Here is a 22,010-nt window from a genome sequence, read left to right on the forward strand (position 1 = left end):
CGTGTGCTTCAAGTCATTGTTCAGCGTTAGTTCAGGCGGTTTTCAACAAGATCCAAAAGTGGGCATCTTCGCGAAAGTGGTCAACCGTTCTCCGATTCAATAAACTGCCGCCCAAAGCTGTTCCCCGGATGCTCTCTGTCTCTTCATCGAGGGGATGGTTGATTGCCATTTCACGAAGATTGCGCGCGTTCTCTTCGCCGTCATTCATGTTTCCTCAAGGGTCGCCCATGAGCTCCAAGACATTTCTGGTAACCGGAGGCAGCGGTTTTGTGGGGCGAGCATTGATCGAACGTTTGTCGAAATTGCCAGAGTTCGCGGTCATCGCTCCGGTGCGGGGCGCTGTGATGTCGTTTCCATCCGGGGTGTGCTCGATTCCGTGCGCGGGGCTCGAACCGCCGCAGGACTGGAGTGCGGCGCTAAAGGATGTCGATTGTGTCATTCACGCGGCAGCACGCGTTCATGTCATGAACGAGGCTGCAGCCGATCCGCTGGCAGTATTTCGCCTGGTCAACGTCGATGGCACCTTGAATCTGGCGCGTCAGGCTGCTGCTGCCGGCGTCAAACGGTTCATTTTCATCAGCTCGATCAAGGTCAACGGTGAGGTCACGGCGCCGGGTCATCCGTTCACGGCAGACGATAAGCCCGCCCCGGTCGATCCCTATGGCGTCTCCAAGCTTGAAGCCGAACAGGCCTTGCGGGCATTGGCTGCAACCACAGGTATGGAACTGGTAATCATCCGGCCGGTGCTGGTGTACGGCCCGGGAGTGAAAGCCAATTTTCTCAGCATGATGCGCTGGTTGTATCGCGGCGTGCCGTTACCGTTCGGTGCTCTGGATAATCGGCGTAGCCTGGTCGCGATTGACAATCTGGTCGACTTGATCGTGACATGCGCCGAGCACCCTGGCGCGGCCAACCAGACTTTTCTGGCCAGTGATGGTGAAGATCTATCGACGACTCAACTGTTGCGCAAGCTGGCCGCTGCCTTGGGGTGTCCAGCGCGGCTGCTGCCGGTACCGGTTGGCTTGATGGATGGCGTAGCCACGCTGATGGGGCGTCGGGCACTGGCGCAGCGGATTTTTGCTTCCCTGCAGGTTGATATCAGCAAAAACCGGCAGCTGTTGAACTGGACCCCACCGGTTGCCTTTGACAGCGCCCTCAGTCTGACGGCGCAGCACTTCCTGGATACTCGTCAATCATGAATTTCGGATGGATCATACCGGTCATTGCGCTGCTGTCCTTTGGCTTCACGTGGCTTCTGCGACATTACGCGTTGTCGCGCAGCCTGCTGGATATTCCCAACGCCCGCAGTTCACACTCGGTCCCGACCCCGCGCGGAGGTGGAGTCGCGATTGTTCTGACCTTTATGCTTGCGCTGGCTTTCCTGCTATGGCGGGACCTCATTGTTCCGACTCAGTTCTGGGCAATTGCCGTGGCGGGCGGCCTGGTCGCGTTTATCGGTTTCATGGATGACCATGGGCATATCGCTGCCCGCTGGCGTCTGCTGGGTCATTTTACGGCCGCCACCTGGTTGCTTTGCTGGATGGGAGGCTTGCCATCGATCACGATTTTCGGATGGCAGGCCGATCTCGGTGTGCCGGGGCATCTGCTTGCCGTGGTTTATCTGGTGTGGCTGTTGAACCTCTACAACTTCATGGACGGCATCGACGGTATCGCCAGTGTCGAAGCCATCAGTGTCTGTCTCGGCGCATGTCTGCTCGCTTGGCTCGAAGGTTCGTTGCAGTTGATCTGGGCGCCCCTGCTATTGGCCGTATGTGTCGCCGGCTTTCTATTCTGGAACTTCCCGCCCGCGAAAATTTTCATGGGCGATGCTGGCAGCGGATTCCTGGGGATTGTCCTGGGAGGCCTTTCGTTGCAGGCCGCAGCGGTTTCGGCCGATTTTTTATGGGGGTGGCTGATTCTGTTTGGTGTATTCATTGTCGATGCGACGTACACCTTGCTACGCCGGCTGCTGCGTGGTGACAAAGTGTATGAAGCCCATCGCAGTCATGCCTATCAGTTTGCCTCTCGTCGGTTCGGCCGTCATTTGCCGGTAACTATTGCCGTTGCGGCAATCAATATGTTCTGGCTGTTGCCAATTGCTGTTGCGGTGGCGCGTTTTGGATTGGACGGCTGCCTGGGCCTGATTGTGGCCTATGCTCCTCTGCTGGTGCTGGCAATCGGGTTTGGAGCCGGTAAGCGCGAATAGAGGGTTGATGAAAATCCCGGTAACGGCTTTGACATTGTCATTTGGGTTTAAACTAGACGAGATGTGCTACTGGCCTGCCTGGGCGATGCGTCAGTTGAAAGGAGGGGGCTGAGGTGTTTGAAGAGTCATTGAACAAAGTCAGAGAGCGGTTGCTGGGATTGCCCCGGCGGCGCAAGCGTCTGATACAAGTGATAACAGACGTTGTTCTGGTCTGGGCCGCGCTCTGGTTGGCATTCATTGTCCGGCTGGGGATAGACGACATGTACAATCCCTTCAAAGTGCATCTCTGGTTGTTTGCCTTCGCTCCTATTGTTGCCATTCCTCTGTTTATCCGCTTCGGCATGTACCGGGCGGTCATGCGCTACTTCGGTAATGACGCGTTGGTCGCGATCATCAAGGCTGTCAGTCTTTCTTCGTTGATTCTGGCTGTTGTCGTCTACTGGTACAGCAATCACGAGGTCGTTGTTCCACGTTCGATCATTTTCAACTACTGGTGGCTGAGTCTGGTCATCATCGGCGGATTGCGACTGTGCATGCGTCAGTACTTCATGGGCGACTGGTTTACTGCGTCTCTGCACGTACCTTTCACGAGCCGTGACAACGGCTTGACAAAAGTCGCCATCTACGGCGCCGGCGTTGCCGGCAATCAATTGGTGGCAGCACTTCGCATGGGCAAGGTCATGCGCCCCGTGGCGTTCGTCGACGATGATCCGAGCATTGCCGACCGCTCGATTTCCGGCCTGCATGTCTACAAGCCCAAGCACATTCAGGAGATGATCGATGTCACGGGAGCTCAGGAAATCCTCCTCGCGCTTCCGTCGTCTACCCGGGCGCGCCGCCGAGAGATCCTCAACCTGCTGGAAGGGTTTCCGCTTCACGTAAGAAGCGTGCCGAACTTCACCGATCTGGCGAGCGGCCGGGTCAAGGTCGAGGATATCCAGGAGGTTGATATTGCCGACCTGCTAGGGCGTGATTCGGTACCTGCGCAGCCGGATCTGCTCGAACGCTGTATCAAGGGCAAGACGGTGATGGTGACGGGGGCTGGAGGTTCGATCGGTTCGGAGTTGTGTCGCCAGATCTTCGCATTGGGGCCGACCACGCTACTGCTGTTCGACCACAGTGAGTTCAATCTGTACAGCATTCTCTCAGAGCTGGAACGACGCGGCTGCCGGGAGTCCGTATCCGTGCACTTGCTGCCAATTCTCGGTTCGATCCGCCACCCACACAAACTGCTCGATGTCATGAGGACCTGGCGGGTCGAAACCGTCTATCATGCCGCCGCCTACAAACATGTGCCGATGGTCGAGCACAACATCGCCGAAGGTGTGCTGAACAATGTGATCGGCACGCTCAATACGGCTCAGGCTGCGTTGCAGTCCGGGGTGTCCGACTTCGTGTTGATTTCGACTGACAAGGCTGTGCGTCCAACCAACATCATGGGTAGCACCAAGCGCCTTGCCGAGTTGACGCTTCAGGCCTTGAGTCGCGAGATAGCTCCGGTGTTGTTTGGCGACAAGTCCAATGTCTCCCGGGTCAACAAGACCCGTTTCACCATGGTTCGTTTCGGCAATGTGCTGGGGTCTTCCGGCTCTGTCATTCCACTGTTTCACAGCCAGATCAAGTCGGGTGGCCCACTGACGGTCACCCACCCGAAAATCACCCGCTACTTCATGACGATCCCGGAAGCCGCTCAACTGGTGATTCAGGCGGGGTCCATGGGGCAGGGCGGCGACGTGTTTGTGCTGGATATGGGCGAGCCGGTGAAAATCGTTGAACTTGCCGAGAAAATGATACATCTGTCCGGTTTGAGCATTCGTTCCGAACGCAACCCTCAGGGCGATATCTCCATAGAGTTCACGGGGTTGCGTCCCGGTGAAAAGCTCTATGAGGAGCTGTTGATTGGCGACAACGTTGCCGCGACACCGCATCCGATGATCATGACCGCCAGTGAAGATCATTTGCCTTGGGATGTCTTGAAAGCACGCTTGAGTGAACTGCTCGCCGCTGTGGACGCGGATGATTACTCTCGAGTCCGCCAGCTTCTGCGTGAAACCGTTAGCGGTTACACCCCCGACGGCGAAATCGTCGACTGGATCCATCAGCAACGCCGTCTCGAACCCTGATTGTTTCACATCCTGTAACGGACGCGTTTTTGACAGGCTCCCATCATGGCCTAAGTTTGGAGAGCAGCTTCGGAAAAGCTGCTTTCTCAATTGATGATGGAGCGTCACTTATGCGTACCGGATATTTCCACTCCCTGATTTTTGCCTTGCTCACCAGCGCCTCGATTGCCGCCATTGCTGCGCCTCTCGCTTCTTCCGAAGTGAACAAGCCGCCCGTGGTGATGGACGCGTCAACGACTTCTGAAAATCAAAAGGTCGATCTGAACGGCGCCGATGCCGTGACGCTGCAAAAGCAATTGTCCGGAGTCGGCGAGGCGAAAGCCAAAGCGATTGTTGCGTATCGTGATGCTAATGGGCCATTTGCCTCGGTGGATGAACTGCTTGAAGTGAAGGGCATCGGCAAGGCGATCCTGGATCGCAACCGCGACAAGCTGGAAGTGAACTAAGCTGATTATTCAACGCCAAGGGGCCGGTCATTGACCGGCCTTTCTGCTTTCTGGTGGTAGAGATGCGACAGAGGGAGTGGCGTCGCGTTTGTCGGTGAGCTGAAAATTATGGGTATCATATTGTCTTTGGATTATGCCTATAATAATTTCCATCACCTCCAGGCAAGTCAGCGTTGGAGGCCTATCTCCCAATATGTTTCAGGAGCGCTCTCATGAGTTCAGTCCAGTCTCAAGGTACCGCTGTCGTCACTGGCGCATCGTCCGGTATCGGTGCCATCTACGCGCAGCGGCTGGCAGCGCGTGGTTTTGATTTGCTGTTGGTGGCACGTGATCAACAGCGTCTGGAAACCGCTGCGAAGCAGTTGCGCGAGACCTGTGGTGTTGAGGTCGAAGTGCTCAAGGCCGACCTGACGCAAAAGGACGATGTCCTCAAACTCCAGCAACGCCTGCGCAGTGATTCGAGCATCAGCCTGTTGGTGAATAACGCAGGGGTCGCAGCCGATGGTTTGCTGGCCAATTCCGACGCCGAGCAACTGGAGCGTCTGATCCAATTGAACGTCACCGCGGTGACGTTGCTGGCCTCGGCAGCCGCCGCCAGTTTCGCCAAGGCCGGACGCGGCACGATCATCAACATCGCCTCGGTGGTGGCGCTTTTTCCTGAACGCTTCAACGCGACCTACAGCGCCAGTAAAGCCTACGTGTTGAGCCTGACCCAGTCGCTCAACGCCGAGCTCGAAGGCACTGGCGTGAAGGTGCAAGCGGTGCTGCCCGGGGTTACCCGCACTGAAATCTGGGAACGCTCGGGCATCGACGCCAGTGGCATACCGGCGGAGATGGTGATGGAAGCCGGCGAGATGGTCGACGCGGCGCTGGCCGGCCTGGATCAGGGCGAGTTGATTACCATCCCGTCGCTGCCTGACGCGGGTGAATGGCAGGCCTTTGTGCGTGCACGACATGTCATGGCACCGAATCTGTCGCGCAGTTCGGCGGCTGAACGCTACAAAAATTGATCAGAGGTAACTGCGGTATGAGTCAGCGTCGAATTGTTGTCACCGGTATGGGCCTGGTTTCGCCTTTGGGCAGTGATCTCGAGATTGTCTGGCAGCGCTTGCTCGCCGGGCGCTCGGGCTTGCGCAATTTGCCGGACGCGGTGAGCGCGGATCTGCCGACCCGGGTCGCCGGGATGGTGCCAACGGCGGCGGAGGACGTCGAGGCCGGTTTCGATCCGGACCTTGCCACGCCACCCAAGGAACAGAAGAAGATGGATCGCTTCATCCTGTTCGCCATGGAAGCGGCGCGCCAGGCGTTGGCGCAAGCCGGATGGCAGCCGTCCGAGGCCAAGGATCAGGAGCGCACCGCGACGATCATCGGCTCCGGTGTTGGCGGGTTCGGTGCAATAGCCGACGCCGTACGCACCACGGACAGTCGTGGCCCGCGTCGTCTGTCGCCGTTCACCATCCCATCGTTTCTGGTCAATCTGGCGGCCGGACATGTGTCGATCCAGCACGCTTTGAAAGGCCCGCTCGGCGCACCGGTGACCGCTTGTGCTGCCGGGGTCCAGGCAATCGGCGATGCTGCGCGGATGATTCGTGCCGGTGAAGCGGATATCGCGGTTTGCGGCGGCGCGGAAGCCTGCATCGATCGGGTCAGCCTGGCCGGTTTTGCCGCGGCGCGAGCGCTATCCAGCGGTTACAACGACACCCCCGAACGTGCCTCACGACCCTTTGATAGTGGTCGCGATGGTTTCGTGATGGGCGAGGGCGCCGGTCTGCTGGTGATCGAATCGCTGGAGCACGCGCTGGCACGTGGCGCGCAGCCTTTGGCTGAGCTGGTCGGTTACGGCACCACTGCCGACGCCTATCACCTCACCGCCGGGCCGGAGGACGGCAGCGGTGCACGACGGGCGATGCAGTTGGCGCTGGCTCAGGCGGGTGTTGCGCCAGATCAGGTGCAGCATCTCAATGCGCATGCGACCTCGACGCCGGTGGGCGATCTTGGTGAGTTGGCAGCGATCAAGGCGCTGTTCGGTACGGAGAATAAAATCGCCGTGACGTCGACCAAATCCGCCACCGGGCATTTGCTCGGCGCTGCCGGCGGGTTGGAAGCGATCTTCACCTTGTTGGCCATCCGCGATCAGGTCGTCCCGCCGACGCTCAACTTCGACAATCCCGATCCGGCGAGTGCGGGTGTAGATATCGTTCACGGTCAGGCGCGGTCTGTGCCGATCGAGTATGCCCTGTCCAACGGTTTCGGTTTTGGCGGAGTGAATGCCAGTGTGCTGTTCAAGCGCTGGCAGGCTTAGTCCTGCGATTGCTTGAGGTGAGCGCGCGTGACGTCGAGGATGCGTTGGGCAAGCTCGACGTCAGCGACACTGCGTGACAGCAAGAGCGCGCCGACCAGCGTCGACATGATGACAATGGCCCGATCGGCGCCATTGTCGCCCTCAAGGGTGCCTTCGATTTGACTCAGCCGGGCATTGAGTACCGCATCACTGGTCGGGCTCGGCTGGCCGCGCAGACCCAGCTCTGAGGAAATGGTCAGCAGCGGGCAGCCTTCGTGCGGGGAGGTCTGATGCCATTCGGACAGGTAGGTGTCGATAAACGCTTGCAGCGGCTGTTCCTTGGCAAAGATCTCGGCGCACAGGCCATCGACTTGATTGCTTGCCTCCTGCAAGGCTTTCTCGACCAGTTCGTCCTTGGATTTGAAGTGCGAGTAAAAGCCGCCGTGGGTCAGCCCCAGTGCTTTCATCAGGGGTTGCAGACCGGTAGCACCGATGCCGTCTTTGCGAAATCGCGCCGAGGCTTCCTTGATGATCCGCTGATGGGTTTGAGCTTTATGATCTTGCGAGTAACGCATGTGGAACTCTCCGCAACAAGACCACCATCTTAACCAAGGTAAATGACATGGTGACTGTACTTCTACTTCTTAAAAGCGCTCCGCTGAGTCCAATACGATCCTTGGAGTTAATACTCCGCACAAAAAACAAACCCCGCCGATTCAGGCGGGGTTCTTCGTTCAGCGATCCTGCGCGTCTTTGATGTCCGCTTCGGCGTTGCGCTGTGCAACGCGTTTGCGTTCTTCATCGGTCAGTTCAACCTTGTTGGCGGTGTCGCGCAGCATCATCAATCCGCCAACGATCGAGCCGATTGCAACGACCAGAATCAACCAGGCATACCAGGGCATAACGGCTCTCCTTAATGGCAACTCGGCGGGCGAGGGTTTCGCCAGCGACGCTGCATACCACTTTGAGCGAAGTGAGTTCGCAGTGGTTCCATTCTAGGCCGGTTAAGCCCGGTGTACCCGAAATCCCTCAGCGGCCGGTCAGCATCGCATCGGCCGGAGCGTCAGCGCGCAGTTGCCCGGTGAGCAGAAAGTAGCCGAAGCCGACCGCCATGAAGCCTAGGAAAATCAGCCCGATCAGTGCATTGAACCAGGCCATGGCGATCAGACACACCACCGCCAGCACCAGTGCGATCAGCGGAATCAGCGGATAGCACGGGGCACGGAAAGTCCGCTCGAGATTGGGTTCGGATTTACGCAATTTGAACAGGCTGAGCATGCTCATGATGTACATCACGATCGCGCCGAACACGGCCATGGTGATCATCGCCGCGGTGAGGGTCATGCCGCCGAGGTTGATCAGGCCATCGCTGTAGATCGCGGCGATGCCGATGATGCCGCCGGCAATGATCGCGCGGTGCGGGGTCTGGAAGCGCGAGAGTTTCGCCAGCGACGCCGGCAGGTAACCGGCGCGGGCGAGGGCGAAGAACTGCCGCGAGTAGCCGAGGATGATCCCGTGGAAGCTCGCCACCAGACCGAACAGGCCGATCCACACCAGCATGTGCAGCCAGCCGGAGTTGTCGCCGACCACGGTTTTCATCGCCTGCGGCAGCGGATCGTTGATGTTCGCCAGGGTGCGCCAGTCACCGACGCCTCCGGCAAAGAACATCACGCCCATCGCCAGCAACACCAGGGTCAGGATCCCGCTGATGTAGGCCTTGGGGATCGTGCGCTTCGGATCCTTGGCTTCTTCGGCAGCCATCGCCGCGCCTTCGATGGCGAGGAAAAACCAGATCGCAAACGGAATCGCGGCGAACATCCCGGCAATCGCTGGCGGCCCGAACACATCGGAGCCGGCCCAGCCGTTCAACGCAAAACTGCTGAAGCTGAACGCCGGTGCGACCACACCCATGAACACCAGCAATTCGATCACCGCCAGCACGCAGACGATCAGTTCGAACATCGCGGCCAGTTTCACCCCGAGGATGTTCAAGGTCATGAACACGATGTAGGCGCCGACTGCCGCGTGTTTCGGGTCGAGCGCTGGAAATTGCACATTCAGGTAGGCGCCGATCGCCAGCGCAATCGCCGGAGGTGCGAAAACGAATTCGATCAGCGTGGCCAGCCCGGCGATCAGCCCGCCTTTCTCACCGAACGCACGACGGCTGTAAGCGAACGGCCCGCCGGCATGGGGAATCGCCGTGGTCAGTTCAGTGAAGCTGAAGATGAAACAGGTGTACATCGTGGCGACCATGAACGAGGTCACTAGAAAACCCAGCGTGCCAGCCACGCCCCAGCCGTAACTCCAGCCGAAGTACTCGCCGGAAATCACCAGCCCGACGGCGATGCCCCACAGGTGCAAGGTGCCCAGCGTGGGTTTGAGTTGTGTGTTCATGCGCATGCTCCCGGAACGGTTTGGAAAGCTCGGGGGAGGGCGTGTGCAGTGGGCGTGCCATTGCTGGGAGTCAGGTCGTAAAGCGCTGAAAGCTGTCGTATCGGGGATGTTCGCGGCTGGATGAGTGTTTTTTGTGCGCCAGTTGGGTGCGATGTTGTCGGTTATGCCGTCTTCGCGAGCAAGCCCGCTCCCACATTGGATCTGTGGCGTTCACAAATCCCCTGTGGGAGCGAGCCTGCTCGCGAAGAGGCCAGCCCATACGGCGCAAAACCCCGCTGTAACGCGAGCATAAACCCACTCTTTACGCTTTCTTTATACCCAGCTAACTCCCTCGGTCTCGTTCCTTTACAGCCTCTTTTCCGACAATGCCTCCACACGCGGCAATACGCCGTAAAACGGAGATCTTCCATGAGCGTTCTGGACGGGGTGTCCCTGCTGTTGGCAGCCGGGCTGTTCATTTATCTGTTGGTTGCGCTGTTGCGCGCGGATCGGAACTAGGAGCGGCTATGCACAGTTATGACTATTGGCTGATCCTCGCGTTTTTTGCGGTGGTCTTGCTGCCGGCGCTGTTCCTCGGGCGCTTTTACTACAAGGTGATGGAAGGTCAGCGCACTTGGCTGACGCCGGTTCTCGGCCCGGTCGAGCGCGGTTGCTATCGGATTGCCGGGGTTGATCCGCAGGCTGAGCAGAGCTGGCAGAAGTACACGCTGGCCTTGCTCGCGTTCAACCTCGCCGGTTTTCTGCTGCTGTTCGCGATCCTGTTGTTTCAGGATCACCTGCCGCTGAACCCGCAAAACCTGCCGGGCCAGGAATGGACCCAGGCGTTCAACACCGCGGTCAGCTTCATGACCAACACCAACTGGCAGTCCTACAGCGGTGAAGCGACCCTCAGCTACCTGAGTCAGATGGTCGGTCTCACCGTGCAGAACTTCGTCAGTGCCGCCACCGGCCTGGCGGTGCTGGTTGCGCTGTGCCGTGGCATCGGGCGCAAGTCGACCAAGACTCTGGGCAACTTCTGGGTCGACATGACCCGCGCCACCCTCTACGGCCTGCTGCCGCTGTGCCTGCTGCTGGCGCTGTACCTGGTGTGGCAGGGCGTACCGCAGACCTTCGCGCAATACGTCAATGCCGTCACCATGCAGGGCGTCGATCAAGTGATCCCGCTCGGCCCGGCGGCCAGCCAGATTGCGATCAAGCAACTGGGCACCAACGGCGGTGGCTTCTTCGGTGTGAACTCGGCGCATCCGTTCGAGAACCCGACCGCGTGGAGCAACCTGTTTGAACTCGCCTCGATCATTCTGATTCCGGTAGCGCTGGTGTTCACCTTCGGTCATTACGTGAAAGACCAGCGTCAGAGCCGCGCGATCATCGCCTGCATGCTCGCACTGTTCCTGATCGGCGGCGCGACTTCACTGTGGGCCGAATATCAGCCCAACCCGGCGCTGAACAACGTCGCGGTCGAACAGACCGCGCCGCTGGAAGGCAAGGAAGCACGCTTCGGTACCACCGCCACCGTGTTGTGGTCGGTGACCACGACTGCGGCGTCGAACGGTTCGGTCAACGGCATGCATGACAGCCTCAACCCGCTCAGCGGCATGGTGGCGCTGGTCAACATGATGGTCGGCGAAGTGATCTTCGGCGGCGTCGGTGCCGGGCTCTACGGCATGTTGCTTAACGTGCTGATCGCAGTGTTCCTCGCCGGTCTGATGATTGGCCGCACACCGGAATACCTCGGCAAGAAACTGCAGGCGCGGGAAGTGCAATTGCTGGTGGTGACCTTGCTGGTGATGCCGGTGGGCGTGCTGGTACTCGGCGCCATCGCGGCTGCTCTGCCTGGCCCGGCGGCGACCATCAGCAACCCCGGCCCGCACGGTTTCAGCCAGTTGCTCTATGCCTACACCTCGGCCAGCGCGAACAACGGTTCGGCGTTCGGTGGACTGAGCGCCAACACCCCGTTCCACAACCTGATGCTCGGTCTGGGCATGTTGATCGGTCGCTTCGGTTACATCCTGCCGGTACTGGCCCTGGCCGGCAGCCTGGCGATGAAGAAAACCGCACCGATCGGCCAGAACAGCTTTCCGACCCACGGCCCGCTGTTCGTGACCCTGTTGACCGTGACCATTTTGCTGGTGGGCGGCCTGACCTTCCTGCCGACTCTGGCGCTCGGTCCGATTGCTGAACACTTGAGCATGGGCTTCTAAGGAATCGATCATGAATATGCATGTTCCTGCAAAACCTGCGGTGCCGACGAAGTCGGCAGAAGCACCGAAAACCGCGATCTCGGCCCTGTGGCGTCCGGCGCTGGTGCAAGCCTTCGTCAAGCTCGACCCGCGCCAACTGGTGCGTTCGCCGGTGATGCTGGTGGTCGAACTGACGGCGATTTTCACCACCGTGCTGTGCTTCATCCCGGACAACGTCGTGCCGACTTTCGTCGCCGCGCAGATTGCCCTGTGGCTGTGGTTCACCGTGCTGTTCGCCAACTTCGCCGAAGCCTTGGCCGAAGGTCGCGGCAAGGCCCGCGCCGACAGCCTCAAGGCCGGCAGCGAAGGCCTCAGCGCGCGGCGCAAACTGGCCAATGGCAGCTTTCAGGTGGTGCCTGCCGCCAGCCTGCGCAAAGGTGACGTGGTGCGCGTCGAAGCCGGGGAAATGATCCCCGGTGACGGCGAAGTCATCGAAGGTATTGCCGCGGTCAACGAAGCGGCGATCACCGGTGAGTCTGCGCCGGTGATTCGCGAGTCCGGCGGCGATCGCTCGGCGGTCACCGGCAACACGCGCCTGGTGTCCGACTGGTTGTTGGTGAAGATCACCGCCAACCCCGGTGAGTCGACCCTCGATCGCATGATCGCCCTGGTCGAAGGCGCCAAACGCCAGAAGACCCCGAACGAAGTCGCGCTGGATATCCTGCTGATCGGCCTGACCCTGATCTTCCTGCTGGTGGTGGTGACCCTGCAGCCGTTCGCCCACTTCGCCAACGGCAGCCTGCCGCTGGTGTTCCTGGTGGCGCTGCTGGTCACACTGATTCCGACCACCATCGGTGGCCTGTTGTCCGCCATCGGTATTGCCGGGATGGATCGTCTGGTACGCCTGAACGTTATCGCCAAATCCGGGCGCGCCGTGGAAGCGGCCGGTGACGTGCACGTGTTGCTGCTGGACAAGACCGGCACCATCACCTTCGGCAACCGTCGCTGCAGCGCGGTGTATGCCGCGCCGGGCGTGAATGGTCGCGAGTTGGCCGAAGGCGCGTTGTTTGCCTCGCTGGCGGACGAAACCGCCGAAGGCAAATCCATCGTCGAGTACCTGCGCGGTCTGCATCCGCAAACCGAGCCGGCACTGGATACGTTGACTGCCGTGCCGTTCAGTGCGGAAACCCGCTTGTCCGGTGTCGACTATCAGGGCCGCGTTTACCGCAAGGGCGCCGTGGATTCGCTGCTGGCCTTCCTCGGTCAACAACGCTCCGATCTGGCCCCGGCGCTGTCGCGGGAAATCGACAAGATCGCGCAGAGCGGCGGCACGCCGTTGCTGGTCTGCGCCGACGGCAAACTGCTCGGTGCGATTCACCTCAAGGACGTGGTCAAGCCAGGCATTCGCGAGCGTTTCGCCGAGCTGCGCAAACTGGGGATTCGCACAGTCATGGTCACCGGCGACAACCCGTTGACCGCTGCGGCCATCGCGGCTGAAGCGGGCGTCGATGACGTGCTTGCCGAAGCCACCCCGGAGAAGAAACTGGCGCGTATCCGCCTTGAGCAGAACGACGGTCGTCTGGTCGCCATGTGCGGCGACGGCGCCAACGACGCCCCGGCGCTGGCCCAGGCTGACGTCGGCATGGCGATGAACGACGGCACGCAAGCCGCACGCGAAGCCGCCAACATGGTCGACCTCGACAGCGACCCGACCAAGCTGCTGGACGTGGTGCAGATCGGCAAGGAATTGCTGGTGACCCGTGGTGCGCTGACAACCTTTTCCATCGCCAACGACGTCGCCAAATACTTCGCGATTCTGCCGGCGCTGTTCGCCGCGATCTATCCGCAACTGGGCGTGCTGAACATCATGCACCTGACCAGTCCGCAGAGCGCGATCCTCTCGGCGATCATCTTCAACGCCTTGATCATCGTGGTGCTGATTCCACTGGCACTGCGTGGCGTGCGCGTGCAGGCAGCGAGTGCCGCGGCACTGCTGCGGCGCAATCTGCTGATCTACGGACTGGGCGGGATTCTGGTGCCGTTCGTGGGGATCAAGGCGATCGACATGCTGCTCACGGCTTTGCATTTGGTGTGATCCATTCGCGAGCAGGCTCGCTCCCACATTTGCAATGCGGCCTCCTGTGGGAGCCAGCCTGCTGGCGATGAAGTCGACTCGGTCCACCTGAATTAACGCGGTATCCGCTTTCTGAATTCGAGGATTTTGCAATGTCCACAATGATACGTCCGGCCCTGAGCCTGCTGGTGCTGATGACCCTGATCACCGGCGTGGCCTATCCACTGGTGGTGACCGGTGTTGCGCAGGTCGCTTTCCCTGAACAGGCCAACGGCAGCCTGGTGCACGATGCCGATGGCAAGGTGCGCGGCTCGTCGTTGATCGCCCAGGATTTCGTCGGTGATGCGTGGTTTCATCCGCGTCCTTCGGCGGGCGCGTTTGCTACCGTATCGAGCAGCGCCAGCAACCTCGCGCCGAGCAATCCGGCGCTGGCCACGCGGGTGATCGACGACGCCAACAAGTTGCAGGTGCCCGGCCAAGGGCCGGTGCCCTTGGCGCTGCTGACCACCTCCGGCAGCGGCCTCGATCCGCACTTGCCACCGGCGGCAATTGCCTATCAACTGGCGCGTGTCGCGCAAGCGCGCAACTTGCCGGTGGCGACCTTGCAGCAACTGCTCGATGCGCACATCGAACAGCCGCTGGTGGGGCCGCCGGTGGTGAATGTACTGGAGCTGAACATGGCGCTGGAAAAGCTGTAATTCTGCGGCGCGGCCATTCGCGAGCAAGCTCGCTCCCACAAGAATACGTGTTCCAAATGTGGGAGCGAGCCTGCTCGCGAAGAGGGCCGAAAGAACACCGCATAACTATCTGGAAGAGAGAACATCAAGCATGAGCGACTCCGGCCGCGCCGACGCGCTGTTAGCAGACCTGCCCCGCGACGGCCGTGGCCGGCTGAAGATTTTCCTCGGCGCCGCCCCCGGGGTCGGCAAGACCTACGCGATGCTCCAGGCCGCGCACACGCAATTGCGCCAGGGTGTGAAAATCATTGCCGGTGTCGTCGAAACCCATGGCCGCGCAGAAACCGAAGCGCTGCTTGGCGGCCTGCCACAGCAGCCGCTAGTGCGCTCGGAATACCGTGGCGTGATGCTCGAAGAAATGGACCTCGACGGCCTGCTCGCAGCCCAACCCAAGTTGGTGCTGGTTGATGAGCTGGCGCACACCAACGCCCCCGGCAGTCGTCACGCCAAGCGCTGGCAGGACATTCAGGAACTGCTCGCCGCCGGCATCGACGTCTACACCACGGTCAACGTCCAGCACCTGGAAAGCCTCAACGATCAGGTGCGTGGCATCACCGGCGTGCAGGTGCGCGAAACCCTGCCGGACTGGGTGCTGCAGGAAGCCTACGAACTGCTGCTGATCGACCTGCCGCCGCGTGAATTGCTGGAGCGTCTGCGCGAAGGCAAGGTCTACGTGCCGGAGCAGGCGCGGGCGGCGATCGATGCGTTTTTCACCCAGACCAACCTTACCGCGTTGCGCGAGCTGGCGATGCAAACGGCGGCCGCGCAGGTCGATAACGATCTCGCTCAAGGCTATCGCCAACTCGGTCAGGCGGCTCCGGCCGTGCGCGGACGTTTGCTGGTCGGCGTCGATGGCGATGCGCATGCCGAACGCCTGGTGCGTCACGCCAGCCGCGTGGCCCAGCGCCGGCATTTGCCGTGGAGTCTGGTGCATGTCGACAACGGCACAGTGCGCGACGAGCAATCGCGCCTGCGCCTGCAAAATGCCCAGCAACTGGCCGAACGCCTCGGCGGTGAAGTGGTATTGCTGCGCGCCGGCGAAGTGGCGAAAACCCTGATTCAGCATGCTGCCGAACGCCGGGCGAGTCTGCTGTTGGTCGGCCAGTCGCGGCCGAGTCTGCGCCGTCGCCTGTTCGGTGGCGGGCTCGCCGCGCGTTTGCTTCGTCAGGCCCACGGCCTGGAAATCAACGTCCTCGACAACGACCATGAACACCCGCAACCGCGTCTGCGGGCGACGCCGACGCTGGTCTGGTTCGACTATCTGTTGGCGCTGGTTGCCACGCTGTTGGCCAGCGCCCTGGCGTGGGCGGTGTCGAGTATTTTGCCGCTGCCGAACATCTCGCTGGTGTTCCTCGCAGCGGTGTTGCTGGTGGCGGTGCGCAGCAGTCTGGGCCCGGCGCTGGCCTGCGCGGCGCTGTCGTTTCTGACCTACGACTTCCTGTTCATTCCGCCGAATTTTTCCTTCGCCATCCAGCGCGAAGAAGACGTTTTGACCTTGCTGTTCTTCCTGCTGATGGCAGCGCTCACCGGCAATCTCGCTGCGCGTCAGCGGCGGCAGTTGCAGGCGTTGCGCGACACGCAAGAAGAGACCACAGAGCTGCTCGATCTGTCGCGCAAACTGACTGCGGCGACGGATCGTCAGGCCGTGGTCAGCGCCGCCGCGCAGCACCTCAACGGCTGGAGCGATCTGCAATTGTGCCTGCTCAACCGCGACGGCCAGGGCGGCTGGAAAGTCGAGACCGGCGGGCCACTGGAATTCAGCGAATCGGAACGCGCCGCCGCCGACTGGGCCTGGCAACACGATCAACCGGCCGGCATGGGCACCGGCACGCTGCCGTTCGGTCGCTGGTGGTGGTGGCCGCTGTCGGTGGAGGACGGGCCGCTGGCGCTGCTCGGGGTCTGCGCCAAAGAGGGCCAGACCTTGAGCGGCCAGCGTCGACGCCTGCTCACCGCGTTGAGTCAGCCACTGGCGCAGGCACTGGCGCGGGCGCAACTGGCGGACGATCTGGAAGCCGCGCGCCTGCACGGTGAAACCGAGCAGTTGCGCAGTGCGCTGCTGGCCTCGGTATCGCATGATCTGCGCACACCGCTGACCGCCATGCGCGGCAGCATCGACAGCCTGCTGGCCCTCGGCGAAGCCATTCCGCTGGAGGATCGCCGCGAGTTGCTCGAAGGCACCCGCGACGAAGCCGAACGCCTCGACCGCTACATTCAGAACCTGCTGGACATGACCCGCCTCGGCCACGGCGCACTGAAACTGGCGCGGGACTGGGTGGCCCCGGCGGACATCGTCGGCAGTTCGCTCAATCGCCTGCGGGCAGTGCTCGCGCCGTTGCAGGTCAGCACCGATGTGCCGTCCGAGTTGCCGCTGCTGTTCGTGCATGCGGCGCTGATCGAGCAGGCGCTGGTCAATGTGCTGGAAAATGCTGCACGCTTCTCGCCGCCACACGGGCGTTTGCAACTGAGCGCCGGCGCCAATGACGAAGAGATTTTCTTCTCGGTCAGCGACGAAGGCCCGGGAATTCCCGAGGACGAGCGAGCGAAAATTTTCGACATGTTCTACACCGCCGCGCGCGGCGATCGCGGCGGGCAGGGCACCGGTCTGGGCCTGGCGATCTGTCAGGGCATGGTCGGCGCGCATGGCGGCCGGATCAGCGTCGCCGACGGCATCGACGGGCGGGGCACCAGCATCACCCTGCACCTGCCGTTGCAGACGCAACCGGGGATGGACAATGAAGCCTGATCGCGACTGCGCTACTCTCTTGCCAATCTTTTGTGTCGATGTGAATTCATGAGCCAGACCGCGACCATTTTGGTCATCGATGACGAACCGCAAATCCGCAAATTCCTGCGCATCAGCCTCGCCTCACAAGGCTACAAAGTGCTCGAGGCCGGCACCGGTGCCGAGGGCCTGGCGCAGGCGGCGTTGAACAAACCCGACCTGCTGGTGCTCGACCTCGGCCTGCCGGACATGGACGGCCAGCAGGTGCTGCGCGAGTTTCGCGAATGGGCCACCGCGCCGGTGCTGGTGCTCTCGGTGCGCGCCAGCGAAGGGCAGAAAGTCCAGGCGCTGGATGGCGGCGCCAACGACTACGTGACCAAGCCGTTCGGCATTCAGGAATTTCTCGCCCGGGTCCGCGCGTTGTTGCGTCAGGCACCGGCTGGCGAGGCCCAGCAAGCGGCGCTGACGTTCGGCCCGTTGACCGTGGATCTGGCCTATCGACGAGTGCTGCTCGACGGTGCCGAAGTGGCGCTGACCCGCAAGGAATATGCGGTGCTGGCGCAACTGGCGCGGCACCCGGGGCGGGTGATCACCCAGCAGCAATTGCTCAAGGACATCTGGGGGCCGACGCATACCGAAGATAGCCATTATTTGCGGATTGTCGTTGGGCATTTGCGTCAGAAGCTGGCGGATGATCCGACGCGGCCGCGGTTTATTGTGACTGAAGCGGGGGTGGGGTATCGGTTGTTGAGTGACAACAATCTGTAGGTTTTGTGTCGCCTGGTCTGGCCTCATCGCGAGCAGGCTCACTCCTACAAGGTTTTTGTGAACGGCGCAGATCCAATGTAGGAGTGAGCCTGCTCGCGATGAGGGCCTTACATCCAGCGGAGACCTTTCAGATACTCAACCTTGCTCACTTTCATACCGATCCAGCGTATCCCGCGCAATCTCCCGCCCCAGGGCGATCAGTTCCGGCGCCTTGTAGAACTCGAAAAACCGGCACACGCGCTTCGGCACGTTGATCAGGATGTCCGGCGGATAGCCGGCGATCTTGTACTGCGCCAGCGAGGTCTGCATCACCTCGAAACTCTGGTTGATCAGGTCCAGCAGCGACGCCGGCCCGACGTTGTCGATGATGAACGAACCGGTGGCGGATTTCGGTGCGCCTTCGCGCTCGGGAGCCGCTGCCGGTTGCTGACTTTCCGGCTCGCTGCCTTCCAGCCACGGATTGATCTCTGCCGCCTCGGCGCGCAAGGCTTCCTGTTCGAGCAACAGCAACTGTTCGGCCTGCTTGCGGCGGAATGGCATCTTCGAACCGAGGGAAGTGAGCAGGCTGTCGAAGCGCGAACGAAACGCGGGCGGGCGCTGAATTACCGGCAATTTGTAGTGCCGCTGGTTGGTCGCGTTGAGGTTGACCGCGATGATCAGGTCGCAGTGGCTGGAGACCACCGGCACGATCGGCAACGGGTTGAGAATGCCGCCGTCCACCAGCATCCGGTTGCCTTGCATCACAGGGGTGAACAGGCTGGGAATTGCCGCCGAGGCGCGCATCGCCTGATGCAGGCAGCCTTCCTGAAACCAGATTTCCTGTTGGTTGGTCAGGTCGGCAGCGACCGCGGTGTAGGGGATGCGCAGGTCTTCGATGTTGATCTCGCCAACGATCTTGCGGATCTGCCCGAAGACCTTTTCGCCACGAATTGCGCCGAGGCGAAAACTCACATCTACCAGCCGCAGCACATCCAGATAATCGAGGGTTTCGATCCAGGTGCGGTACTCGTCGAGTTTGCCTGCGGCATAGATCCCGCCGACCACCGCGCCCATCGAACAACCGGCAATGCAGGCAATGTCGTAACCGCGTCTTTCGATTTCCTCAATGACTCCGATATGGGCATAGCCCCGGGCGCCTCCGGAGCCCAGCACCAGTGCGACACGCTTTTTCATCAAACTTCCTCCCGACAAGGCTCCACAATGCACCCTTCGGGGGGTGGGCGACAATCGGCAGGGTCGTTGGGGGCAGCCGGGGCGTCGTTTTTTCGATACTTCGTGACCACTCGGCGCTATGCTTTGGTCACCGCAGATTCATGGGGCGCCAAGGCACTTTTCCCGCGCCGTAACGTCTTACCTGCACGACTGTTGACCTATTTTGAGGTGTGAGTGATGAAAGCCTGGATCTGTGTGCCGTTGATCGCGCTGGCATTGGCCGGTTGCGCTGGCAAGACTGCTTATCGTGACAGCTGCGGCAGTCAGCTGGATGCGGCGTGGCATGAACTGGACCTGGCCAAGGCCGAAGGTTTCGCCGGCACGGTCAGCTACTCCAAGGCGCTGTCGCTGCTGACCGCGGCCAAGACTCAGCAGCAATTCGAAGGCTTCGAAGGTTGCAGCAACAAGGCCGAGAAAGCCCGTTTCTATATTCGCGAATCCCGCGCCGGGCGCTAAGCTGCTGACTTGACGCAAGGATGCGCCTGCCTTCTGACGGCAGACTCATCCTTCAAGCCATGTGAATCAGGAGCAAGCGATGTCTGCGTTGGTTGACCGGTTGGTGGCTCATGTCCTGAGCCTGGAAGTGCGACTGCTGGCCTGTCAGGCGCGCCTGACCGCGCGTACCGACCCCGAGGCGCTGCACGACTTGCGCACCACGGTGCGGCGCTTGCGCAGCATTTTGCGACCCTTGCGTGGTTTGCCCGGAGTCGAGCAACTGGAAGGTGCCGCCTCGGCGGTCGGTCAGTTGACCACCCCGTGGCGCGATCGCGAGGTACTGGCGGCGTACCTGCTCAAGCATGATCAACCGCAAGCCGCACAGCGGCGCATGGCGCAAATGGACGAAGCCTATCCAGCATTGGCGGCCAGCGCCGAAGTCGCTTCGCTGCTGATCATCCTCGACGCTTTCCCGCGTTTCTTGCGTGCCTCCGAGCGTCAGGGCCTGCTCAAGGGCCTGGGCAAACGCATCGAAAAACGCCTGCACAAACAATGGAAGAAACTCGACGAGGCCCTGCACGATCCGGACCACGACCGCCATCGTCTGCGCCTGCTGATCAAGCGCGTGCGTTATGGCATCGAAGCCTATCCGGAACTGGATCGCCTGCCTGAACCGGCGCTGGCGCGGTTGAAGTCGGCGCAGGGCGCGCTGGGCGACTGGCACGATTGCTGGCAATGGCTGGCGCGGGCCGAACTGGAAAGCGATCTGCAACCGTGCGTCGCGACCTGGCAGGCGGGCCTGATCAAGGCTGAAGCCAAGGCCGATCGGGTGCTGGAAAAACTCAGTTCCAGCTGCTTCAAATCCTGAATCCACCCAGATCCCCTGTGGGAGCGGGCTTGCTCGCGAAAGCGGTGTGTCAGTCACAGACGTGTCTACTGATACAGCGCTTTCGCGAGCAAGCCCGCTCCCACATTCGAATATCTTCCTGACCTTAAGGCCTTTCTGTCAGTCCATTTGACCGGAATAGACGCTGCGGCGCTCTGCCATGCTGGTTAAGATCGCTGCATTCCTTTTTTCGCTTGCCGAGGTTGTCATGCGCTTTTCCGATCTGATCGAGGCGGTTCGTCGCCAGCCAGAAGTGACCATTCCCGCCGAATGGGGTCAGGGTCGGGCCAGTTTTGGTGGCCTGGTCGCGGCGCTGCAATACGAAACCATGCGCGCGCAAGTGCCGGCGGAGCGCCCGGTGCGTTCGTTGGCGATCACCTTTGTCGGCCCGGTCGAACCGGAAGTCCCGGTGAGCTTCGAAGTCGACGTGTTGCGTGAAGGCAAAGCGGTCAGCCAAGTGCTGGGCCGGGCTGTGCAGAACGGTCAGGTAGTGACGATCGTGCAGGGCAGCTTCGGCGCTTCGCGGCCTTCGGAAGTCGCAGTCGAGGCCTATCCGGCAGTTGAAATGAAACACTGGGAAGAATGCCAGGAGTTGCCCTACATCAAGGGCGTGACCCCGGAGTTCATGCGCCATCTGGCGATGCGCTGGAGCGTTGGCGGCATGCCGTTCACCGGCAACACTTCGCGGCAGATGGGCGGCTGGGTGCGTTTGCGTGGCGATGTGAAGGAAGAGCCGGTCAATGAGGCGCATCTGCTGGCGCTGGTGGATGCGTGGCCACCGGCCTTGTTGCCGTACCTGAAGAAACCGGCACCGGGCAGTACGCTGACCTGGACCATCGAATTCGTTCAGCCGTTACGCGAGTTGAGCACCTTGGACTGGTGCAAATATCTGGCAGACATCGAATACGCCGCCGACGGCTACGGCCATGTCGCCGCCAAGCTGTGGAGCGCGGAGGGAGAGTTGATTGCCATGAGTCGGCAGACCGTGACGATTTTTGCCTGAGTCACTCAGTGCCGACGGTGGCGCTCACGCCAGGCGCGCCACCAGCCGCCACTGAGGAAGAACCGCGGAAAGGTCAGAAACTGCTCGACCAGCAAGCGCGACACGGCATCTTTACGATCACTGAACGGCTCGGAGGCTTGCGCCTCCAGGCTGTGGCCGTGGCGCTGCAGACCCAGCGCCGCGACGATACCGATCACACCGATGGCGATACTGGCCAGACTCAAGCTGAACACGCCGGACACGATCAACAGAAATGCAACGATGAACAGCGGCACGGCAATCAGGTGCAACACCAGATTGGTCGGATGCTGGTGATTGTTCGGGTACGCGCGCCATTGCCACGCTGGAAGATTGGGGTGACGTTTGCCCATGTTGACTACTCCTCGATCCATGTTGAACACATGCTTGAAGAATAGGCCGGGGCGGGTGGGGCGGCGAATCAAGGTTGGCTATGGCGGTGATAGGTGCAATGGCTGGATTCGATGGTGTTGCAATTGACGCCATCGCGAGCAGGCTCACTCCTACAAAGGATCTGCTGCGCAC

Annotated in this window: 21 protein-coding genes; 15 read left to right on the forward strand and 6 right to left on the reverse strand. The window is 61.0% G+C overall.

Annotated features, from left to right (window positions below):
- Window positions 1-31 precede the first annotated feature (31 nt).
- The gene (locus VLA07_RS08485; RefSeq protein WP_333989019.1) at window positions 32-208 is read right to left on the reverse strand and encodes a hypothetical protein; all 177 of its coding nucleotides are present in this window, start codon (window positions 206-208) and stop codon (window positions 32-34) included.
- A gap of 19 nt (window positions 209-227) precedes the next feature.
- Here VLA07_RS08485 and VLA07_RS08490 point away from each other — a divergent pair, with 19 nt between their 5' ends.
- The 6 genes from VLA07_RS08490 (at window position 228) to fabF (ending at window position 7,077) form a co-directional block, all read left to right on the forward strand.
- Complete coding sequence (locus tag VLA07_RS08490) at window positions 228-1,199, forward strand: UDP-glucose 4-epimerase family protein (protein WP_333989020.1); 972 nt, start codon at window positions 228-230, stop codon at window positions 1,197-1,199.
- Window positions 1,196-2,206: an MraY family glycosyltransferase gene (locus VLA07_RS08495; protein WP_333989021.1), complete on the forward strand. Its 1,011-nt coding sequence runs from the start codon at window positions 1,196-1,198 to the stop codon at window positions 2,204-2,206. Before VLA07_RS08490 ends, VLA07_RS08495 begins: the two co-directional genes overlap by 4 nt.
- 260 nt (window positions 2,207-2,466) lie before the next feature.
- Entirely contained in the window at window positions 2,467-4,329 is a 1,863-nt protein-coding gene (locus VLA07_RS08500) for a polysaccharide biosynthesis protein (protein WP_431061453.1), read from the forward strand.
- Window positions 4,330-4,439: 110 nt separating this feature from the next.
- Window positions 4,440-4,775 (forward strand): ComEA family DNA-binding protein, encoded by a 336-nt coding sequence (locus tag VLA07_RS08505; RefSeq protein WP_247268204.1) that lies wholly within the window; start codon window positions 4,440-4,442, stop codon window positions 4,773-4,775.
- A 212-nt stretch (window positions 4,776-4,987) separates the two neighbouring features.
- Window positions 4,988-5,785 carry an SDR family NAD(P)-dependent oxidoreductase gene (locus tag VLA07_RS08510; RefSeq protein ID WP_333989022.1) on the forward strand — a complete coding sequence of 266 codons (798 nt, stop codon included), beginning with the start codon at window positions 4,988-4,990 and terminating at the stop codon, window positions 5,783-5,785.
- A gap of 17 nt (window positions 5,786-5,802) precedes the next feature.
- Complete coding sequence (fabF, locus tag VLA07_RS08515; protein WP_247268206.1) at window positions 5,803-7,077, forward strand: beta-ketoacyl-ACP synthase II; 1,275 nt, start codon at window positions 5,803-5,805, stop codon at window positions 7,075-7,077.
- Here fabF and VLA07_RS08520 read toward each other — a convergent pair.
- The 3 genes from VLA07_RS08520 to eat form a co-directional block, all read right to left on the reverse strand.
- Window positions 7,074-7,631, reverse strand: coding sequence for a TetR/AcrR family transcriptional regulator (locus tag VLA07_RS08520; protein ID WP_333989023.1), 558 nt, complete (start codon window positions 7,629-7,631; stop codon window positions 7,074-7,076). The genes fabF and VLA07_RS08520 overlap by 4 nt on opposite strands.
- Before the next feature lie 159 nt (window positions 7,632-7,790).
- Window positions 7,791-7,958 carry a DUF2897 family protein gene (locus VLA07_RS08525; protein ID WP_003226857.1) on the reverse strand — a complete coding sequence of 56 codons (168 nt, stop codon included), beginning with the start codon at window positions 7,956-7,958 and terminating at the stop codon, window positions 7,791-7,793.
- 127 nt (window positions 7,959-8,085) lie between these two features.
- On the reverse strand, window positions 8,086-9,450 hold the full coding sequence (gene eat, locus VLA07_RS08530) for an ethanolamine permease (RefSeq protein ID WP_333989024.1): 1,365 nt from the start codon (window positions 9,448-9,450) through the stop codon (window positions 8,086-8,088).
- A 408-nt stretch (window positions 9,451-9,858) separates the two neighbouring features.
- On the opposite strand from eat, the gene kdpF reads away from it, so the two are divergent.
- From kdpF to VLA07_RS08560, 6 genes are all read left to right on the forward strand, one after another.
- A complete protein-coding gene (gene kdpF, locus VLA07_RS08535) occupies window positions 9,859-9,948 on the forward strand; it encodes a K(+)-transporting ATPase subunit F (RefSeq protein WP_007963673.1) in 90 nt (29 codons plus the stop codon).
- Window positions 9,949-9,956: 8 nt separating this feature from the next.
- Window positions 9,957-11,651 carry a potassium-transporting ATPase subunit KdpA gene (kdpA, locus tag VLA07_RS08540; protein ID WP_333989025.1) on the forward strand — a complete coding sequence of 565 codons (1,695 nt, stop codon included), beginning with the start codon at window positions 9,957-9,959 and terminating at the stop codon, window positions 11,649-11,651.
- Window positions 11,652-11,661: 10 nt separating this feature from the next.
- On the forward strand, window positions 11,662-13,725 hold the full coding sequence (gene kdpB / locus VLA07_RS08545; RefSeq protein WP_333989026.1) for a potassium-transporting ATPase subunit KdpB: 2,064 nt from the start codon (window positions 11,662-11,664) through the stop codon (window positions 13,723-13,725).
- Between the two features lie 131 nt (window positions 13,726-13,856).
- Window positions 13,857-14,402 carry a potassium-transporting ATPase subunit KdpC gene (gene kdpC / locus VLA07_RS08550; RefSeq protein WP_097088328.1) on the forward strand — a complete coding sequence of 182 codons (546 nt, stop codon included), beginning with the start codon at window positions 13,857-13,859 and terminating at the stop codon, window positions 14,400-14,402.
- Window positions 14,403-14,532: 130 nt separating this feature from the next.
- Complete coding sequence (locus VLA07_RS08555; protein ID WP_333989027.1) at window positions 14,533-17,184, forward strand: sensor histidine kinase KdpD; 2,652 nt, start codon at window positions 14,533-14,535, stop codon at window positions 17,182-17,184.
- Window positions 17,185-17,232: 48 nt separating this feature from the next.
- Window positions 17,233-17,931, forward strand: coding sequence for a response regulator (locus VLA07_RS08560; protein WP_097088324.1), 699 nt, complete (start codon window positions 17,233-17,235; stop codon window positions 17,929-17,931).
- A 135-nt stretch (window positions 17,932-18,066) separates the two neighbouring features.
- Here the strand turns inward: VLA07_RS08560 and VLA07_RS08565 are convergent, their stop codons facing one another.
- The gene (locus tag VLA07_RS08565) at window positions 18,067-19,104 is read right to left on the reverse strand and encodes a patatin-like phospholipase family protein (protein ID WP_333989028.1); all 1,038 of its coding nucleotides are present in this window, start codon (window positions 19,102-19,104) and stop codon (window positions 18,067-18,069) included.
- A 216-nt stretch (window positions 19,105-19,320) separates the two neighbouring features.
- On the opposite strand from VLA07_RS08565, the gene VLA07_RS08570 reads away from it, so the two are divergent.
- From VLA07_RS08570 to VLA07_RS08580, 3 genes are all read left to right on the forward strand, one after another.
- Window positions 19,321-19,599: a hypothetical protein gene (locus VLA07_RS08570; RefSeq protein ID WP_007963692.1), complete on the forward strand. Its 279-nt coding sequence runs from the start codon at window positions 19,321-19,323 to the stop codon at window positions 19,597-19,599.
- Window positions 19,600-19,678: 79 nt separating this feature from the next.
- On the forward strand, window positions 19,679-20,446 hold the full coding sequence (locus VLA07_RS08575; protein ID WP_333989029.1) for a CHAD domain-containing protein: 768 nt from the start codon (window positions 19,679-19,681) through the stop codon (window positions 20,444-20,446).
- Window positions 20,447-20,672: 226 nt separating this feature from the next.
- A complete protein-coding gene (locus VLA07_RS08580; RefSeq protein ID WP_333989030.1) occupies window positions 20,673-21,467 on the forward strand; it encodes an acyl-CoA thioesterase in 795 nt (264 codons plus the stop codon).
- A 5-nt stretch (window positions 21,468-21,472) separates the two neighbouring features.
- Here the strand turns inward: VLA07_RS08580 and VLA07_RS08585 are convergent, their stop codons facing one another.
- Window positions 21,473-21,838, reverse strand: coding sequence for an Mpo1-like protein (locus VLA07_RS08585; RefSeq protein ID WP_027612458.1), 366 nt, complete (start codon window positions 21,836-21,838; stop codon window positions 21,473-21,475).
- Window positions 21,839-22,010 lie beyond the last annotated feature (172 nt).

Source organism: Pseudomonas sp. S3(2024) (genome assembly GCF_036861315.1).
GTDB classification, from domain to species: Bacteria; Pseudomonadota; Gammaproteobacteria; order Pseudomonadales; family Pseudomonadaceae; genus Aquipseudomonas; species Aquipseudomonas putida_A.

Coding starts and splice junctions, on each gene's coding strand:
- VLA07_RS08580 (WP_333989030.1), top strand. CDS start 20,673: ATGCGCTTTTCCGATCTGATCGAGGCGGTTCGTCGCCAGCCAGAAGTG.
- VLA07_RS08570 (WP_007963692.1), top strand. CDS start 19,321: ATGAAAGCCTGGATCTGTGTGCCGTTGATCGCGCTGGCATTGGCCGGT.
- kdpC (WP_097088328.1), top strand. CDS start 13,857: ATGTCCACAATGATACGTCCGGCCCTGAGCCTGCTGGTGCTGATGACC.
- VLA07_RS08490 (WP_333989020.1), top strand. CDS start 228: ATGAGCTCCAAGACATTTCTGGTAACCGGAGGCAGCGGTTTTGTGGGG.
- VLA07_RS08495 (WP_333989021.1), top strand. CDS start 1,196: ATGAATTTCGGATGGATCATACCGGTCATTGCGCTGCTGTCCTTTGGC.
- VLA07_RS08500 (WP_431061453.1), top strand. CDS start 2,467: ATGTACAATCCCTTCAAAGTGCATCTCTGGTTGTTTGCCTTCGCTCCT.
- VLA07_RS08555 (WP_333989027.1), top strand. CDS start 14,533: ATGAGCGACTCCGGCCGCGCCGACGCGCTGTTAGCAGACCTGCCCCGC.
- VLA07_RS08505 (WP_247268204.1), top strand. CDS start 4,440: ATGCGTACCGGATATTTCCACTCCCTGATTTTTGCCTTGCTCACCAGC.
- kdpF (WP_007963673.1), top strand. CDS start 9,859: ATGAGCGTTCTGGACGGGGTGTCCCTGCTGTTGGCAGCCGGGCTGTTC.
- VLA07_RS08565 (WP_333989028.1), bottom strand. CDS start 19,104: ATGAAAAAGCGTGTCGCACTGGTGCTGGGCTCCGGAGGCGCCCGGGGC.
- VLA07_RS08520 (WP_333989023.1), bottom strand. CDS start 7,631: ATGCGTTACTCGCAAGATCATAAAGCTCAAACCCATCAGCGGATCATC.
- VLA07_RS08585 (WP_027612458.1), bottom strand. CDS start 21,838: ATGGGCAAACGTCACCCCAATCTTCCAGCGTGGCAATGGCGCGCGTAC.
- VLA07_RS08575 (WP_333989029.1), top strand. CDS start 19,679: ATGTCTGCGTTGGTTGACCGGTTGGTGGCTCATGTCCTGAGCCTGGAA.
- VLA07_RS08510 (WP_333989022.1), top strand. CDS start 4,988: ATGAGTTCAGTCCAGTCTCAAGGTACCGCTGTCGTCACTGGCGCATCG.
- VLA07_RS08560 (WP_097088324.1), top strand. CDS start 17,233: ATGAGCCAGACCGCGACCATTTTGGTCATCGATGACGAACCGCAAATC.
- kdpA (WP_333989025.1), top strand. CDS start 9,957: ATGCACAGTTATGACTATTGGCTGATCCTCGCGTTTTTTGCGGTGGTC.
- VLA07_RS08525 (WP_003226857.1), bottom strand. CDS start 7,958: ATGCCCTGGTATGCCTGGTTGATTCTGGTCGTTGCAATCGGCTCGATC.
- kdpB (WP_333989026.1), top strand. CDS start 11,662: ATGAATATGCATGTTCCTGCAAAACCTGCGGTGCCGACGAAGTCGGCA.
- fabF (WP_247268206.1), top strand. CDS start 5,803: ATGAGTCAGCGTCGAATTGTTGTCACCGGTATGGGCCTGGTTTCGCCT.
- VLA07_RS08485 (WP_333989019.1), bottom strand. CDS start 208: ATGAATGACGGCGAAGAGAACGCGCGCAATCTTCGTGAAATGGCAATC.
- eat (WP_333989024.1), bottom strand. CDS start 9,450: ATGAACACACAACTCAAACCCACGCTGGGCACCTTGCACCTGTGGGGC.